Source organism: Cryobacterium sp. Y11, from assembly GCF_002929535.1.
Taxonomy (GTDB): domain Bacteria; phylum Actinomycetota; class Actinomycetes; order Actinomycetales; family Microbacteriaceae; genus Cryobacterium.
The window spans coordinates 1-13,676 of sequence record NZ_PJJO01000032.1 but is presented as its reverse complement, the minus strand read 5'-3'; the positions used below and the strand labels follow the sequence as shown (position 1 = coordinate 13,676).

Genomic DNA, 13,676 nt, shown 5'->3' with positions numbered 1-13,676 from the left:
CTGATCGTAGTGCCCTGGACGCTGCAGGGACCGACCCGGCGTGGCGGGAGCATCTCGCCGAACGGTATGAGTATTTGGCGATCCGTCTCGAGGAGCGGGGCGCGGGTGTCGCTGCCGAGCAGCCCGTTTGGGCGGCGCAGCTGGGCGACGTCCCGGCGGAGAGTACTCGCCGTGACGCATGGGTGAAGCTCGCCGCCGAGGTTGATGTGTTCCGCGACCGGTATAAGGTCGACCCGGCCCAGACTCAGGCGATCCCGGTGGCGTTTCGGGAGCGCGCCGTCGGCGCGGACCTCGCCGCCCGCGTGACGGAACTGCATAAGTCGCAGGCTCTCAGCACGCGGCCGACCGCGACGGATGACGACCGGCAACGTGCGGCAGCAGAGGCTGCCACGGCCGCGCAGAAAGCGCGTGACGTCGCCACGGCGCGGACGGTGAACCCCGCCGCCCCGCAGATAACCAAGCCCCGCACGGCGCTCGACGTCATGCGAGAGGCGAACCGGGCCAAAGCCCAGGCACAGCAAGACGCACAACGTAAGGCTGGGCTGAACGTCACGGGTCGACAGAATACCCGCGACGATCAGACGACGCCGCAACCCACGCAATCGCGCACCCGCGACGACGACCGCGAGCGGTAGAGATCGAAAGATCGGTTCCGGACGAGCATGATCCTCTGGTCGGAAGCGGCGCTGCAGAAAGGGCGCTGGAGAACTCGCTGCAATTTCCGTACTCGTCTGCACGACGCACGTTTAAGTTGCGGTGTCCCCGGCCCGCTGGATGGCCCGGTAGACCGTGGATCTGGCGACGCTGAAGAGTTCAGCGATCTGCACGGTCGTGTGTTCGCCGCGCTGGTAGACCTCGACCAGGTGTTTCTCCTGCGCCGGCGACAGTTTGGGTTGCTTGCCGCGCAGCCGGCCAGCCGCTTTGGCAACCTGCATCCCCTCGCGAGTACGTGCTCGGATCAGGTCGGCCTCGAATTCAGCGACCATCGCGAGCACATTGAAGAGGAGCCTGCCGACCGGGTCGGTTGGGTCGTGAACGGAACCGCCGATGCTGAGCTTCACTTCACGCAGGGTGAGGTCGTCGACGATGTCTTTCGCGTCGCGAAGTGAGCGTGCCAGCCGGTCGAGCTTGGTCACGACGAGGGTGTCGCCGGCTCGGCATGCGGCCAACGCTTCGCGAAGACCCGGACGCGCCCGGTTCGTTCCGGTGAGGCCTTGATCGGTGAACGTCTTGTGGAGTGAGACGCCGAGGGCGGCGAGAGCATTCTTTTGGGCGGTGAGGTCTTGATCGTTAGTGGATACGCGTGCGTAGCCGATAAGCATTCCGGTCATGCTGGAGTGTACCGTTTATCCCCCCTTCACCGGGCATTTTCTCGGGCGGGGTCTACGGGAATCGGCCACCCGCGGAACCGTGCGAATCACCCTCGACGCTCTTCGTCCGAGCGGGTGTCCCGGTGGGCGTCCCGTCTACGGTTCGATCAATAGCCCGTGGGTGAGCATTAGGGAGAACCCGAAGTAAAAATGGGCCAGACCTCCCAACGATCGAAGGAATTCCAACTGGCGTAGGTCTCGATCGACGGCGTCGTGACTCTCGTGTTCGTCTCGCCGGTCGCCCCAGTGAATGAGGTCACCGTTGAAATGCGATGCCAGTAAGTCAGTGGGGGTGTTGTTCTTCCCACCTCGGAACGCGCCGGCGTGCTGGTACATCTTGTCTTGAACGATCTCGTCGACGGTGCGTTGCTGCAGCGCACCGTACGCGCTCCGCCACGCATTCAAAATCACCATCCGCTGTGGTCTCCACCCGTCATCTAGCTGATGGGTGAGCCGTGACAAGATCGAGTGGACTGTGTTGTACGAACCCTTGTCCGTACCGTGCAACTGCCGGAACAGCACCGCTGTCCCTCGCATCTGTTCCCGGGACAGCTGTGTGCTTGTATGACTAACCACTCCACTCTCGAAGGAGATGCTGACAGCGAATTCGGCGGAGATTGTCTCGTAGCCGGCGAGCTCACGGCAAGATTCGACGAACCTGTGGGAGGTTCGGAGGTCCTCGTCGGAGATCGTGATGGTGAAGGGCGGGAACGATTCTGGATCAGGGAGCTCGAACGCGAAAGTCGCCATCCCCCAGAAGAATTCGAACTTAGATCGGTCGAAGGCGAGATCGGCGTACGGCGGGGTGAACTGAGGGGTAGGTCTGCGGAGCCCTTTGAACGGCCCGTCTTCGAGGTAGCTTTCGGTCACAACCTATCCTCTCAGGCGGCGACGACCTCAGCGCCACCGCCTAACAGATGCCCTTGATAAGCGCTAGCATCACGGTGCGGCTGAGTAACTCCTCCTCCTCCTCCTCCTCCTCCAGGAAGGGGCACTCTGGATAGTCGGAAGTCCGGGATCAGCCCGCTGGTCTGACTATCCGCAGTGCCCGATCGTGTCGAGTCCGGGGGCTCGACGAGGATCGGCCAGAACTGTCCTCGTCTACATGAGGCAGTACACCTTGCCGGCAGCAGCCGCTCGCGCCGTAATCCCGGGGACAACGCAGATGAGGGGGGCTCAAGGCTTGTCTCTAGGGTGCAACTGTTACGAAGACGCCCGATACTCTTCTCAGATACGGACCGGTGGTCGTTCCTCTGCGACACACCTTCGGCGAACTCGGCCGCCGGGTGATTTAGCCCCAGATCTGTCGCGCTCACCGTCCGAATTGCGGGCGCTACTACGTAAGGCAAGCGCGGCAGATCAGTCGGGTCGTTCCATCTGTTCCGATTCGACGAATCGAAGAAGGTCGTCAAAGAACTTCAGGGAGTCCTCGTCATGCGATGCGGGAAGACGATGGTCCTGAATCCAAGGTTCACCGATCATGACCGGTATTCCGGGACCGAAAAGCAGCGACATCACGCTATCTCGTTCGTCCTGATATCCCGCTATGGGCAGGAAGATGCTCTTTCCATCGTCGAGATGGGCGACCACCAGCGTTTCAAGTGATTCGGCAAGCGCATCGGAGATGGCGATGACCTGCCCGGCATAGTGAAGGTGCTTCATGCGAGCACTCTACTCGTCAGACAATGGTCGACTTCGCAGGAGCGACCGCTCAAATTGGGTCTGGCCATGATGCGCGGCAACGAATGATGGGCTGCGTTATGTGGCCCGCTCGACGAGAATGAGCTTCATGTTCAATGAGACGACAGTCGACAACGACATCGACCTTTCACTTGCGGCTGTGGGCTTATGGCACAAGCTTCAGGCAATCAGCGGCAGCGTGTGTGACAGGGCCGATTTGTTGACGATCGAGCCTTCGCCAAACGCCTGGGGGCCGGGCTCAGTGCTGCTCGAGGACATCGAGTCGGCGCTCGACCAGTTGACTGCAGTCGACTACGTGGAAGAGGAAGCAGGAGCAAAGCTCAGGCTGCACTTCGACAGAGCCTGAAGGTGTGCGCTAAACGTTGGTCTCTGGGACGAAAAGCTCTAAGGCTGCCTATATCTTCCCTGCGACGGTCTGCGCCTTGACTACCGCGTGATGCTCGCGTTCAAAGTTTCCTGGCCCGTGTCCATGTGCACAGGGGAGAACCTCGACGCCGGGTACGCAGGGCGGCGCGCATTCGGCTCCCACTCTGCGACAGGCACAGTAACGAACTGGAGCGGCTGCGGGTCATCAAATACAGCGGCGACCTCCTCCCGAGTTAGATCCTCTCGCACCGCGCTCTTCAACGACTGGAGGGCAGCAGTGAGCTGCTCGATGATACGGCTGAGCATCTCGGCAAACTCGGCGACGAAGGCGTGAGGCATCGGTGAATCGACGGTAATGCCTGTGACCTGCTGGATACTGATGTTGCCACCCACCTCCCTCTGCAAGTCGAGGAGCGGAGTCGTTGTGGTCATGTCGTTCTCTGAGTGCGCACCGTACCTGTTTCGAACGACTTTCAGGCGGGCGGTCAGTTCGGAATCCTGCGGCGATAGCTTGACGAAGGTCGCCAGGTCCGGCCGAGCGTTGGAACCGAAGGTGCGCCCGTACGCGACGACCGCATACACACGAAGTTGCCCGGCCACGGAGGTGTCATCCGTAGCGTTGGCGGATTCCAGCGCCCCGCGCGCTTGGCGGAGGTCGTGCATATGGCTCGCGGCCTTGATGAATGTCCGCACCGCGGGTGAATCCGGTGCCATCGTCTGCACTTGGCCGAGAGCGGTCCGCAGCTCACTGAGAACCTCTACTCGTGCGTAGTCCTCAGTGTCGGCGAAGCTTGCGATGCGCTGCAGTTCTCCGCCATCGAACGGCCGGAATGTCAGGAACGCCATGAACTCACCTCGTTGACGCAGCTCCTGGGGAGCAGGTACGACGACGGGGTCGCCACTTTCGCCGGGCGCCAGGTTCTCTTCGGTCACAATTCCACCGTACTGGGTAGATATTCATCTCTCGGCTACACGCCGGGGCTGATGATGCGCTCATCGACGTCTCTCGGGCGTACAAAGCGGAGAACCCGAGATCGGCGTACAAGCTGTACGCATCGTTAGACGGGAGCGCGCTATCGCAGCGTCCCGTAAGACATTCGGCTTACGGGCACGCATACGGGCTGCCTCGAACTTGATCGTGTTCCTTCCACCATGTCTGACGCTGTCCTCGGATTGTCGTGGTGGTGTCGTGACGTGGCGGCCGGGTTGTCTCCTAGGTAGGGTGCATGAACAAGACACGCATCGGTGAACTTCGTCGGGCCCGCGGATGGGCTCAGGAGCGTTTAGCAGCGGAGAGCGGGGTCGCGGGGCGAACGATCCAACGGGTGGAAGCGGGCAACGATGCCAGTTTGGATGCGGTTGCTCTAATTGCGGATGCCCTACAGGTGCCTGTCAGAGACTTGCTAGATTTTCGAGCTCGGGTCAGACCATGCCGGAGCTTCACTGTCAGTCTGGCCAAGGGGGAGCCACACGGCGAAACTGGATCCCGCACCCTCATCGCTAGCGACGGCGACGGTGCCGCCTTGAAGCTCCACCATCTGCTTCACCGTGGCCAGCCCAAGGCCAGTTCCCTCGAATTTTCTCCCCAGGGTGCTGTCGATCTGACTGAAAGCGAGAAAAAGTTTCGACATGTTTTCGGCGGAGATCCCAATGCCCGAGTCGTCGACGCGAATTTCCAAAAATTGGTCGACATCACTTTGAGGCAGGGGAAAATCATGCACCGGCCGTGTACCGGCGATCTTGCCGACCCTCGGTCGGGCGACTCGCTTCGCCGACAGCCTGACCGTCCCGTGGTCGGGGGTGAATTTCACCGCGTTGGAGAGCAGGTTGTACACGATCTGCTTAGTCTTACGCCGGTCGAGCAGTGGAGTCCCCAAGCTGTCTGTGCTGTCGAACACGAGGGTGAGATTATGAGCCACAGCCTCCTCGCGAACGATCGATAAGCTCGCATCTAGCAGGGAGTGCACATCGACGGGTTCCCGTTCGATGTCCATCATGCCCGCTTCGACCTTGGAGAGATCGAGCATGTCGTTGATGAGGTCGAGGAGGTGGTGTCCACTGGAGTAGATATCGCCGATGTACTCACGTTGCGACTCGGTCAGATTCCCGACGTGTCCGTCTTTAAGCGCTTCGGAAAAGCCAATAATGGCGTTTAGCGGGGTGCGAAGTTCGTGGGACATCGTGGCGAGAAATTCGGTCTTCAAGCGATTAGCTTGTTCCGAATCATTAATTGTTTTCTGGAGAGCGCGCTCGATGCGTTTGCGTTCCGTGACGTTGCGGGCCGAAGCGAAAACGCCCTGAACGACCCGCTCTCGATCGTAAAAAGTGGCGGCGTTGTACGACACTTCGGTTTCGGCACCGTCGCGGGCCCGCACGGTGAGTTCGTAATCGTCGACTCTTTTTTCCGACAGTGCGCGTTTAATGGCATTGTCTGCCCGGCCGGGATCGGTGAAGAAATTGCGGCACGGGGCGCCAATAAGCTCGTCTCGCGTTCGCCCCGTCAGCTCGATCATCTGCTGGTTGACGTCGGAGATAATTCCATTGGTGTCGGTCATCATGAGGGCGTCAATGTTGGATTCGATGAGCGAGCGAGTGTAAAACTGTTGGTCACGCAGTCGTTGGTCGAGCGCCGACTGGGTGGCCGCTGCCTCATTGCGCGCCGTATCATCCGTGTTGATCAGCAAATAGCCGATAATTTCTTCGTCGATGTTTCGAAGAGCCGTCACCGAAACTGTCGATGGAAAGCGGCTTCCGTCCTTGCGGATGCTCATTAACTCGTAAATATCTTCGATTCCCCGACTTGCTTTGTACACCATGGCTTCAAAGCCGGGTCGAATCTCGCGACCGAATTCCGCACTCAACTCCGCCGCGCGAGCGATGAGTTCTTCCGGATCGTGCATGTCTCCCGGCATGACTTTGTCCACCACGTCCTTGGCCGTGTAGCCAAGCAGGCGCTGCGCGCCCACATTGAAAACCTGAATAACGCCCTCGAGGTCCGTGGCAACACTGGCGAAGTGAGCGCTGTTGAAGATGGCATCTTGCAAGCTCATGGCCTGTTCCATTAACTTTTTATCGGCCACGTCCTTCTGAGTGTCCGAATCCATGTTGTTCGTCCGGGTTGATGCCTCCGGGTCTTTCACCTTGCGCGACAAAGCGTCATCCGTTCCTCCGAGTTGAGTCATCCTGCATGCACTCCCTACCTTGTATAGCAAGGTAAACGAACAGACGTGACATTTCCTCCGCGAATGAGCACGCCTGGAGGACGCACCAAAACACGGGAAAGCATGACCTGAATCGAAAATTGCTCACAGATGTTACATGGCGAGTCGCCCATGCTCCTAGTTCGAGGAATCGGCGACCGGGCGGGGTCCACGCTTGGTTGATATTTATCGGTTGGTCCAGATCACCCGGCGTCGCATCGGTCGACGACGCTGCAACCTCACGCACGGGAAACGGTCGGTTAGCTATGAGTGTCGTGGCTTCGGTAAAAGGTTGCCCGGGGCATTCCGAGATCGCGTGCGACTCGCCGCAGTTTGTCCGCCTTGTATGCGTCGACGGGCGTTGCAAATATGGCTGTCGGTAATGATCCGAAGGAATCCTCCCTAATCCTTGCCAGCGGCGCGGCGCTTAGTGGCTGAGTTGATCACGGGCTTGGGACGTTTGTACTCGCACAGACTTCGTCCATGCAGACCTTTTTTGCGCGGGGGCGTTCTCGTCCTCATCGCTCTTACCGCAGTTTTCAACGCAGCGCTGAGTCTGCGGAAGCTATCGCGAGCGACCGGGTGACGCTCTACCCCGTGACAAACCCAGATACGGCCAACCGCTCGAGCTGTTTAGGTGGCATGGACGAATCTCACCGGCGCGTCTCGATTGACCATTTCAACGGGTTCGAGCTACTCGATGTCTTTGGCCCGTTGGGCCTACTTGGCATGCTGCCGCAGGCGTTTTCTGTCGAATTGGTCGGCCGCTTTCAGGGGTTTGTGAGGAGCAGTCAGGGGGCCGAGGTCAGGGCGACCGTTGGATATCGTGACGCGCAACTTCCGGACATTGTTCTTGTTCCAGGAGGGCGAGGTACTCGCTCGCTCGTCAACGACACAGGATTCCTCGAGTGGCTGGCAGCGTGGGCGAGCGAAGCAAGACTGGTGACCTCGGTGTGCACCGAGGCTGCTGTGCTCGCCGCGGAGGGGCCGCTCGACGGGTTTCGAGCGACGACTAATAAACGTGCGTCCGGATGGGCGACGTCGCATGATTCGTCCGTCGAAGGGGTCACTCAAGCACGGTGGGTAGAGGACCGCAGCCGATGGACGTCTTCAGGCGTTGCGGCAGGAATTGACATGACCGCCGCATTGGTTGCGCATCTCTTCGGACCAGAGACTGCTGCGGCGGTGGCCGGCGGTGCTGAGCTCGAGATTCACACGGACCCGCACTGGGATCCCTTCGCTGCGGCAAACGGATTGCTCTGAGGGCAGCCGTCCCGCAGAGGGTTGGCGGATTCAACCCATCGTCGCGACGACCGGTTGAATCCGCCCAACTGTCATGGCGACGATGATGACAACGGTAAGCAGTGCGGCAGAGACCCCGAACTATAACGAAACGGCGGATGCAAACGAGGCGACCGCGGCTTCGAAATGATCGAATATGAAAACTTGTCGTGGGTCTTTTAGGTTGAGGACTTCAAAATTCGAAGCACATTTCTCAATGTAACCAAGAACCTTCGCTGGCGACCTCTCGTGGCAACGCCGATCGCCCACACGCCACTCGTGATCGGACAGATTGCGGACTTCAAGATCGTCGGCTGCGCACGGTGCCTGTTGGGGATACGACACTGAAGCCCCTTCGTTGCTAGTGATGCGGACCGGCCACACCTCGACCAATTCGTCAATGTTGCGAGTAGTACTTGTCATTACAGCTCTTTTTCATTTGGAAGGTGGGGCCTGCGCGCGGAACGCGGCCGGAACGGAGCGAAGCGGTCAGCTTTTCGTGGTGAGCTTCATCCGGCCTGCAACCGGACGCTCGGCCCCCTCTGCTGGGCTGCCAGGATCAGCAAGATCAGGGGGAACGCTGCAGTGACCAACTGCAACACACGCTGCTGCGCCTGCGTGGACGCCAGTTCCGCTGGCGAATTGAGGACGGTTCGGTAATGCCTGGGGCACTCTCGCCCGCGTACGCGGCCATCTGGCCGCCGAAAAACCCCGCATAGACGGAATATCCAATGGCAACGAGGGGAATGAGTTTCACCGTGGTATTCACGCGCTCTTCCGGCTGGCAAGCAAGACCGGCCGTGTCACCCAAATCAACACCGCACCGCCGATACTGACTGCGACAAATGCTGCCATCCGCACGTGAGCCCAATGCTTCCAACCCCGTCGTAGCCACAGCAATACGTTTCTTCGAGCCCTTCACGGTTGCAGCCGCACCATTCAGCTCGACCGCACCCATCAGCAAACCACCGAACCAGGCGGCCGACCCGACGTCATCCAGACTTCGAACGAGAGTATTGCGTTGCGGCATGTGCTCCTCAGAATCGTCGGTGTGTGTAAGGCAGTCACCAATGAGACGTTTCCTCGTCCACAAATGTCATGAAAATTCAGAAAAAACCCCCCGAAGCTTTTCGCGGCGATGCCGTGGTGTGCACGTGGAGCTCGCTGAGTGTCGAAGCAGTGTCACAGAGCCCGCACTGTCGCCATCGCAAAGGATGTGCCCGTGAAACATAAGTACGCAGGACGCCAGGACGGTACCCCACGGTTGGCGCCAGAACGCGCCGTCGATCGGCGCCCGATTCGTCATAACCCAGCCTCGAATCAACTCCGAGGTCGGGGCTGCCTTCCGACCGATTTCAGCGGTCGACCCTCCCGAACCTGGCTTCTGAACCAACTTTGAACCGTATTCATCACAGCACTGCCACCGCGGCGCCCTAGCCTGAAAGACGAACGGCCTAACAAGTCTCAAGGGTATTCAGGTGGGCGAAGTTTTTGCCGCACTGCGAGGTGACAGTCCAGGCAGTGGACAGCACGATGAATTTCGTTGAACCCGCCTGTTCGTTGAGTGCGGCGGCGTGACTCCATATGAAGATCCATGTTTTTGCCATGGCTTTGTCGGCCGATGACGGGTTTGCACACTTATTCAGGCAGATTGCGTAGGTGTCGGCGACGAAGGCGTCATATAAGGAGCCGAAGGCGAGTGCGTCACCTGCGGCCACTCGTTCGAGTAGCAGATGACCGCCGATACTGCTTTCCGGAGAACGCGGCTCCGTCTCGGCGTCGGTCACGATGCGGGCCGGAACGATCGAGTAGTAACTGTAGACAAGGGACTCCCTAGACGTGGTGAGTGAATCCACTGACAAGGTCCAGGGCAGCGCTTAAAATTTATGTGATCTCAATGCGACATGTCAAGACAATTGATAGACAAGAAATCGGTCACATAGCTGTCGAGATAACGTCAAGGACCACTGCGACCAAGAAGCCACGGTTTTAGCATCCGCGGAACATGATTAATTCACGTCGCTTTGGCTTGCGCGCTGATCTTTTGCACCACGCAGACCATCTGACAAACTATGTAACAAATTCTAGAACCCTGGGCGATACGGTCGCAATGTTATGCAATCGTTGCATTGACCACTTGAAACTGTTGGCAATACTGGTTCTCTTCTCGGTCGGCGTTGATAGCGCCGGGGCCGGTTGGTGGCGATAAGTTCGTTTCTTCTCTTGCTGCTCGGAGTCGCAGCGGTCATTGTTCTTTCCACCAGCAGGACGGAGCTCCGCACGCCGCTGGGAGTATCTATGGTCATTAATGACGGGGCGTGGCGCGCATTATCGGCGTGAACTCATTGGTGGGTCACGGTTGGATGTCGACCGAGTCTGCACCGGAGTTGCGTGGAAAGATTCCCCAGTAATCCACCGGGTGAGGGTGGTAGCTAAGGTGACGATGCTGGAGCCTCAGGGCCTGAAATTTGTCGCGGCGCAGTACTCGATCGAAGGTTCGGGCCTGACGATCCTCAAGGAGCTATGGTCGTCCCCGGTTAGGCCGGCCACCGTGCAGGACACAACCATCGGGGCCACCCTGGTATTCGAATTTCAGGATGTAGCTGTTGCGCTGGTTCTAGAAGACGTGCACAGTGCCCGATTCTCTCCCGGCGNACAGTGAGGGAGATTCACAATATGGCTATTTCTCGGCGACAGGTTTTGTTATTAGGTGGTGCAGGAGCGGTGGGAGTGGGTTTGTTGACACTTCCCCTGCGGAAGGCGGAAGCAGGAGCCGCGAGTGCTCTTGATCCGAGCGAGTTGCCCCGACCGTATCAAACACCGTTCGTTCAGGCGCCCATTTTGCGACCTGATCGATCGGGTATTGATCCCGTTGATGGGGCGCCCGTGCAGTATTACACTGTCGCGGAGGTGGCGGCCAGCGCTGCTATTCTTCCCCGACTGAAGACGCCAATTCTTGGGTATAACGGTATTTTCCCTGGCCCCACTATCAGCGTCGATCAGGGGACGAAGGCTGTGGTGCGGGTGCGTAATCAGTTACCCGCCAAGCACCCGCTCGACGGCCACCCGCTCTTCACGTCCACACACCTGCACGGATCGGCCTCGCTGCCGCAATATGACGGCTATGCAAACGACATTACGAATCCGGGATTTCGCAAGGATTACTTGTACCCGAATTTTCAAGCGGCCCGCTCCGTGTGGTACCACGATCACGCGGTGCATAACACCGCGCTCAACGTCTACTCCGGCCTAGTCGCGCAGTACCACATGCATGATCCGCTGGAACGGACGCTTCTTCCCCAGGGAGAATTCGACGTAGCCCTGACTATCAATGACGCCATGTTTGCAGTCGACGGATCACTTGGTTATGACAGTAATGACCACTCCGGGCTTTGGGGTGATGTGATTTTGGTCAACGGCAGGCCGTGGCCGGTCATGAAGGTCAAGAAGCGCGTGTACCGGTTCCGCGTCCTGAACGCTTGCCTTTCCCGATCACTGCGTCCGACCCTCAGCACGGGCGATCCCGTGACGATGGTCGCCACCGATGGCGGGCTGATGCCGGTGTCCCAGTCCGTGGCGAGCTGGCGCCATGCCCCGGCGGAACGCTATGAGATCCTGATCGATTTCCGTAAATACACGCCGGGCCAGCGGATCGAGCTGCGCAATCTGTCTAACAAAAACAACGTTGACTACGAGTTCACGAATTCGATTATGGCTTTCGACGTCGTTCCGGACACTGTGAACACGAGCGATCCCACCTGGAATACGATTCCCGTGCAGCTGGCCCCCTGCGAGGTCATGTCGCTAAAGCCTTCCGCAGCGACGGTCCAGCGCTCCTTCCGGGTCAACCGCAATAACGGTTTGTGGACCGTGAACGGCAGCACGTGGGAGCAAGTCGTTGCCAGCAACTTCCGTGAGGTGTTGGCGAGTCCAGAACTGAACTCGGTAGAGGTGTGGGAATTTGCCAACAACGCTGGCGGCTGGTTTCACCCCATGCACCTACACCTGATCGACTTTCAGATTCTCAGCCGGAACGGTCGGGCCCCGTTCGCATATGAGAAGGGTCCGAAGGACGTTGTCTACGTCGGCGAGAATGAAAACGTGAAGCTCCTGATGAAGTTCGGGCCACATCGTGGCCGGTACATGATTCACTGTCACAACACTGTGCACGAAGATCACGACATGATGGTTCAATATCGGGTTGGACCCGAGGACGCAGTCGATACCATCACGAACAATCCGATAACAGCGGCCCCCGCACAATGGGACACTGGACTAGCTTGACTGGGCTGGAAGTCGGGCAGAGGCGGAAGGTTGGCTACCGTGGTGCGAGCGCGGATTCCACTGCGGCCAAATCGCTCGTGACCAGCGCATCAGGATCTGACGCCGAGGTTGCTCTCGGTCCGGGTCTTGCTGCGCTGGTCCTGCCCGCAATTGGCACTGGACTCGGCGCGTTCGCGGCATTCGGTCGAAAGAGCACCAGGGCATGACTATTTCGCGCAGATACCGCCCGGCAGGCCCCGCGTTCGCGGCAGCGGCTTTCGTGATTGCCCTCACGATCGGCAGTCAAGCATCCGCTGCCCTAGCCCATGATGCCGTCAACGAGAGTTCCCCGGCGGAGGGAGCGACGGTCACCGAACTCGACAGCATCAGCCTCACGTTCGGCGATCCAATCATCAATTTGGGCGGTGCTGGCACCGCTTTCGTTATCCAGGTGATCGGCCCCGACGATCGTTACTATGACGCGGGGTGCACAGAACTTTCCGGAACTGTGATTTCCGCCCCCGTTGAACTTGGCACTGCAGGTGAGTATCTCGTGCGGTGGCAAGTCGCGTCAGCTGATGGACATCCTGTTTCTGACACGTACACATTCGATTACGCACCGACCGCGACCGCGGTCAAAGCCGAGGGGCAACCCCAACCTCTCAACTGCGGTGCCGGTACGCCGCCAGACATGGCCGCGGACGTGAACCCGACGACGCCCTCACCGAGCGGTCCGTCAGGCCTCGTCGTCGGGCTGCTTCTCGGCGGAGCTTTCATCGTTGTGGTCGGCTTAGCAATGACCCTCCTCATGCGACACAGTCGACGCGGCGCCTGAGGAATCGGTCCGGTCGCGTTGGAGCACGCATCGTGCGGCGACTAGTGGACCGGTTCGGAGTCCCTACGCCCCGTCACAGGGACGGAGGCGGAACCGCGGTCGTCGACTACGTCGAGACGTACTACAGCGGGAATCGACTGCACTCCACTGTGAACAACCTTGTGCCCTTGGAGGCCCACCGTGTCGCCCATTACGCTCAAGCTGTCGAGGCTCTCGCAGCCTGACAGGATGAGCAGTCAGAGTCCAAGAAACTTGACACAGCCCCCGGGCGTCGTCTGTTCACCACCCAGTAGTCAATAATTTCCACACGATTCCACACGGATACGGAAGCGGCAATGAAACACACCACTGGGCGAGACGTCAGCAACGACCCAACTGAAAATACAAAAAAAGGTATTTAAACGCGTGCCCTGGCGCGCGGCAGGGGAACTTTGCGGTCTGGTTCTCCCTGCCGCGTGTGCCGTGATTTGCACCAAAAGGTCTGAATCAAACGGATCGGTGAGGTGTTGGCCTACTCGGGCTTGAGGATGACTTTGGTCCACCCGTTGTTGCGGTCGCCAAAGTTCTTGTAAGCGTCCGCGGCTTGGCTGAGCGGGATCTCGTGCGACACGATCCAGGATGGCTTGGCCTTGCCCACCGCAATCAGGTCGCGCAATTGCC

11 protein-coding genes and 2 pseudogenes are annotated in these 13,676 nt (G+C 59.3%); 6 read left to right on the top strand and 7 right to left on the bottom strand.

Annotated elements, in window-relative coordinates; translation table 11 throughout:
* Positions 1–635, top strand: a pseudogene (locus CXY75_RS19610) (hypothetical protein); the annotation flags it as partial.
* A gap of 111 nt (positions 636–746) precedes the next feature.
* Here CXY75_RS19610 and CXY75_RS00575 read toward each other — a convergent pair.
* From CXY75_RS00575 to CXY75_RS00565, 3 genes are all read right to left on the bottom strand, one after another.
* Complete coding sequence (locus CXY75_RS00575) at positions 747–1,331, bottom strand: recombinase family protein (RefSeq protein ID WP_104080947.1); 585 nt, start codon at positions 1,329–1,331, stop codon at positions 747–749.
* A gap of 135 nt (positions 1,332–1,466) precedes the next feature.
* Positions 1,467–2,240 carry a hypothetical protein gene (locus CXY75_RS00570; protein WP_104080946.1) on the bottom strand — a complete coding sequence of 258 codons (774 nt, stop codon included), beginning with the start codon at positions 2,238–2,240 and terminating at the stop codon, positions 1,467–1,469.
* Between the two features lie 489 nt (positions 2,241–2,729).
* Positions 2,730–3,032, bottom strand: a complete 303-nt coding sequence (locus CXY75_RS00565; RefSeq protein WP_104080945.1) for a hypothetical protein — start codon at positions 3,030–3,032, stop codon at positions 2,730–2,732.
* Positions 3,033–3,159: 127 nt separating this feature from the next.
* Here CXY75_RS00565 and CXY75_RS00560 point away from each other — a divergent pair, with 127 nt between their 5' ends.
* Positions 3,160–3,417: a hypothetical protein gene (locus CXY75_RS00560; protein WP_146069296.1), complete on the top strand. Its 258-nt coding sequence runs from the start codon at positions 3,160–3,162 to the stop codon at positions 3,415–3,417.
* Positions 3,418–3,497: 80 nt separating this feature from the next.
* Here the strand turns inward: CXY75_RS00560 and CXY75_RS00555 are convergent, their stop codons facing one another.
* On the bottom strand, positions 3,498–4,370 hold the full coding sequence (locus CXY75_RS00555) for a hypothetical protein (RefSeq protein ID WP_104080943.1): 873 nt from the start codon (positions 4,368–4,370) through the stop codon (positions 3,498–3,500).
* Between the two features lie 293 nt (positions 4,371–4,663).
* Here CXY75_RS00555 and CXY75_RS00550 point away from each other — a divergent pair.
* A pseudogene (locus CXY75_RS00550) lies at positions 4,664–4,828 on the top strand (helix-turn-helix domain-containing protein); the annotation flags it as partial.
* A 12-nt stretch (positions 4,829–4,840) separates the two neighbouring features.
* On the opposite strand, the gene CXY75_RS00545 reads toward CXY75_RS00550, so the two are convergent.
* Positions 4,841–6,619, bottom strand: a complete 1,779-nt coding sequence (locus CXY75_RS00545) for a PAS domain-containing sensor histidine kinase (RefSeq protein ID WP_199182310.1) — start codon at positions 6,617–6,619, stop codon at positions 4,841–4,843.
* 660 nt (positions 6,620–7,279) lie between these two features.
* Between CXY75_RS00545 and CXY75_RS00540 the strand changes: the two genes are divergently transcribed.
* The gene (locus tag CXY75_RS00540) at positions 7,280–7,900 is read left to right on the top strand and encodes a DJ-1/PfpI family protein (RefSeq protein WP_104080941.1); all 621 of its coding nucleotides are present in this window, start codon (positions 7,280–7,282) and stop codon (positions 7,898–7,900) included.
* Between the two features lie 586 nt (positions 7,901–8,486).
* Here CXY75_RS00540 and CXY75_RS00535 read toward each other — a convergent pair.
* Both CXY75_RS00535 and CXY75_RS00530 read right to left on the bottom strand, forming a co-directional pair.
* Complete coding sequence (locus tag CXY75_RS00535) at positions 8,487–8,948, bottom strand: hypothetical protein (RefSeq protein WP_104080940.1); 462 nt, start codon at positions 8,946–8,948, stop codon at positions 8,487–8,489.
* A gap of 424 nt (positions 8,949–9,372) precedes the next feature.
* Positions 9,373–9,705 (bottom strand): hypothetical protein, encoded by a 333-nt coding sequence (locus CXY75_RS00530; protein WP_158251072.1) that lies wholly within the window; start codon positions 9,703–9,705, stop codon positions 9,373–9,375.
* A gap of 889 nt (positions 9,706–10,594) precedes the next feature.
* Between CXY75_RS00530 and CXY75_RS00520 the strand changes: the two genes are divergently transcribed.
* Positions 10,595–12,202 carry a multicopper oxidase family protein gene (locus CXY75_RS00520; RefSeq protein WP_104080937.1) on the top strand — a complete coding sequence of 536 codons (1,608 nt, stop codon included), beginning with the start codon at positions 10,595–10,597 and terminating at the stop codon, positions 12,200–12,202.
* Positions 12,203–12,404: 202 nt separating this feature from the next.
* A complete protein-coding gene (locus tag CXY75_RS00515) occupies positions 12,405–13,016 on the top strand; it encodes a copper resistance CopC family protein (protein WP_104080936.1) in 612 nt (203 codons plus the stop codon).
* Positions 13,017–13,676: the final 660 nt, after the last annotated feature.

Excerpts from the sequence above, each read along its gene's own strand:
- CXY75_RS00575 (WP_104080947.1), bottom strand. The coding sequence starts at position 1,331 with ATGACCGGAATGCTTATCGGCTACGCACGCGTATCCACTAACGATCAA.
- CXY75_RS00565 (WP_104080945.1), bottom strand. The coding sequence starts at position 3,032 with ATGAAGCACCTTCACTATGCCGGGCAGGTCATCGCCATCTCCGATGCG.
- CXY75_RS00560 (WP_146069296.1), top strand. The coding sequence starts at position 3,160 with ATGTTCAATGAGACGACAGTCGACAACGACATCGACCTTTCACTTGCG.
- CXY75_RS00545 (WP_199182310.1), bottom strand. The coding sequence starts at position 6,619 with ATGACTCAACTCGGAGGAACGGATGACGCTTTGTCGCGCAAGGTGAAA.
- CXY75_RS00540 (WP_104080941.1), top strand. The coding sequence starts at position 7,280 with ATGGACGAATCTCACCGGCGCGTCTCGATTGACCATTTCAACGGGTTC.
- CXY75_RS00535 (WP_104080940.1), bottom strand. The coding sequence starts at position 8,948 with ATGCCGCAACGCAATACTCTCGTTCGAAGTCTGGATGACGTCGGGTCG.
- CXY75_RS00520 (WP_104080937.1), top strand. The coding sequence starts at position 10,595 with ATGGCTATTTCTCGGCGACAGGTTTTGTTATTAGGTGGTGCAGGAGCG.
- CXY75_RS00515 (WP_104080936.1), top strand. The coding sequence starts at position 12,405 with ATGACTATTTCGCGCAGATACCGCCCGGCAGGCCCCGCGTTCGCGGCA.